Annotated in this window: 2 protein-coding genes; one reads left to right on the top strand and one right to left on the bottom strand. The window is 29.4% G+C overall.

Annotated features, from left to right (window positions below):
• Positions 1 to 565: 565 nt before the first annotated feature.
• Positions 566 to 1,339: an acetoin reductase gene (locus ABF633_RS20635; protein WP_415526604.1), complete on the top strand. Its 774-nt coding sequence runs from the start codon at positions 566 to 568 to the stop codon at positions 1,337 to 1,339.
• 379 nt (positions 1,340 to 1,718) lie between these two features.
• On the opposite strand, the gene galU is transcribed toward ABF633_RS20635, so the two are convergent.
• On the bottom strand, positions 1,719 to 2,660 hold the full coding sequence (gene galU / locus ABF633_RS20630; protein WP_415526602.1) for a UTP--glucose-1-phosphate uridylyltransferase GalU: 942 nt from the start codon (positions 2,658 to 2,660) through the stop codon (positions 1,719 to 1,721).
• Positions 2,661 to 2,844: the final 184 nt, after the last annotated feature.

Here is a 2,844-nt window from a genome sequence, read left to right as displayed (position 1 = left end):
GTAGGATTCAAAATAGGCTAGCATACTGACTAGTTATTTATTTGAATATGCCTTAGCTAAAACATAAATATATTTCTTATTTTCCAAAAAAAAATAGGTAGTCGTTACGAACTACCCACAAATAGGTTGATTATATTTCATACATATATTACCATATTTATTCTGCTAATGCAATTAATTATTTGTAAATATGAAAAATAAAATTAATTACACAAATTGCTTTAAGAACATTGTTATTTAAATATATATACAAATATTGAAAAGGCACATCTGTTAAAAATGTACCTTTTCTTTGGTAGTAAACTTGTAAATAAAACTTCATAAGGAAATTTAATAAAAAGTTTTATTAATTAGATTATTACCAAATAAAATACAAATTATTCTCTCCAAAAAATTTTTTATATATTCCACACTATTTGGATATGATTTCTATATTATTAAATATTTATTAATTTATATAAAATATTTCATTATTACATTTAATTATAATATAATTTATATGTAAGACATCTTATATGGAATACTTAAGGAAAATATTTTTTATTTATGAAAGGGGAAGTGCATTATGTCAAAAACCAAAGTAGCCGCAATTACAGGGGCTGGACAAGGTATTGGTAAAGGTATTGCAAAACGATTAGCTGATGATGGATTTGCTATTGTCCTAAGCGACTTGAATGAAAATGTTTTGAATGAAACTGTTACAGAATTTAAAAATTCTGGCTATCAAGTTTCTTCATTTGTTGGAGATGTAACTAATCCACAAGATCAAAAATCACTAGTTTCAGAAGCTGTAAATACCTTTGGAAGTTTAGACGTTTTTATTAATAACGCAGGAGTAGAACATGTTGGTCCAGTATTGGGAATCACTCCTGAAAACCTGGAATTTTTATTTAAAATCAATGTTTTTGGAGTTGTTTACGGAATTCAGGCAGCAGCTGAACAAATGAAAAAACAAAAAAGTGGTAAAATTATAAATGCATGCAGTATAGCTGGACATGAAAGTTTTCCAATGATGGGTTTATATTCCGCTACAAAATTCAGTGTTCGAGGTTTTACCCAAGCTGCTGCTAAGGAATTAGCAAAAGATAATATTACAGTAAATGCATATTGTCCTGGAATCGTTGCAACTGACATGTGGACACGCATTGACGAAGCCATAGTTAAGTATCAGGGTGGTAAAAAAGGTGATGCCTTTAAAAAAGCTGTTGAAGGCATTGCATTAGGGCGCAGTGAAGAACCAGCAGATATTGGAAATTTAGTATCATTTTTAGCTTCACCAAATTCAGATTATATGACAGGGCAAGCCATTTGTATGGATGGGGGAATTATTTTCAATTAAAATGTATTATTAATCTATACACTATAAAACTTTAATATCTATAAATATAAAATTATATTTATAACTAAATTGTTTATAATATTAAAAATAGGAAACAATATATTTATTCGATGTAAAATATTAATAGGTCGTGATGAATATAAATGTTAAATAATTTTTGGAATTCAATAAAACGTAGTGGTCATATAAATCTTGTCATGGGAACAATTGTAATTGTTTCATTTATTATTGCATTAGCTATTATTGCAATAATTCTCTATAAATGTGATAAGAACAAATAAATATATTTTTCATTACAATTTCACTGCTTCCAAATGAGTACAAACCTCTATACCCTTCCACATTGCATTTAATTTACTTTCTAAAAGCACTATGAAATTCATAGTGCTTTATTATTTCCCTTATCAACTGCAATTTCAACATATTCTTTACTGTCCTGTTTTCTCCAGCCTTCTTTTTCAGACAAATCTATTAAATATTTCATGAAAGGTTCTCTCAAATCCTCCCTCTTTAATGCCATTTCCACAGTAGCTTGTAAATAACCAAATTTGTCTCCTACATCATACCTTCTTCCCTTAAATTCATAGGCATAAATAGCCTGATGACCAAGAAGATTCTTCAATGCATCTGTCAGCTGTATTTCATCACCTTTTCCCGGTTTAGTTTTTTCCAAAACTCCAAATATATCAGGCATTAGTATATATCTTCCGAGGATTGCTATATTGGAAGGAGCTTCTTCTACGCTTGGCTTTTCAACCAGATCCTTTACCTTATATACGCCTCTTTCTATATCTAAATTTTTTACTATACCATATTTTGATACCTGATCTTTTTCTACCTGCTGAACTCCTAAAATAGATGTTTTGTATTCGTTGTAACAATTTATAAGCTGCTTTAAACATGGTTCTTTAGCGTCTACTACATCATCCCCAAGCATTACTGCAAAAGGCTCTTCACCTACAAAGCTTTTTGCACAATGGATAGCGTGCCCAAGTCCTTTAGGTTCTTTTTGCCTTATAAAATGGATATTAGCTAGATTAGTTATATCCTTTACTATCTTCAGTAATTCTAATTTATTATGAGTTTCTAATTCAAGTTCCAGTTCCACAGATTTATCAAAATGATCCTCTATAGATCTTTTATTTCTTCCTGTAATTATAAGAATTTCTTCTATACCAGAGGCCACTGCTTCTTCTATTATATACTGTATAGTTGGCTTATCAACTATTGGAAGCATTTCCTTTGGTTGGGCTTTTGTTGCTGGTAAAAATCTTGTTCCAAGGCCTGCTGCTGGTATTACTGCCTTTCTTATTTTACTCATAGTCTATTTGTCCCCCTCTAAAATAGTTATACTTTTATGTTATTACAGCATATATTATTTTTCAACATATAATTTCCATTTATCTGAAATTTATTTAACTATTTGTTCAAAATTTATTTTATATATTAATTTTGAAGCAAGTTCTTAATTCAGGTGGGGATTCTTTTACCCCATCTGAATTTTA

Source organism: Clostridium sp. (genome assembly GCF_047718555.1).
Lineage (GTDB): Bacteria > Bacillota > Clostridia > Clostridiales > Clostridiaceae > Clostridium_I.
The sequence above is the reverse complement of the archived record's forward strand: the minus strand, read 5'-3'. Positions and strand labels throughout refer to the sequence as shown.

What these genes read in the sequence shown, in the direction of transcription:
- ABF633_RS20635 (WP_415526604.1), top strand. Translation starts at nt 566, where the DNA reads ATGTCAAAAACCAAAGTAGCCGCAATTACAGGGGCTGGACAAGGTATT.
- galU (WP_415526602.1), bottom strand. Translation starts at nt 2,660, where the DNA reads ATGAGTAAAATAAGAAAGGCAGTAATACCAGCAGCAGGCCTTGGAACA.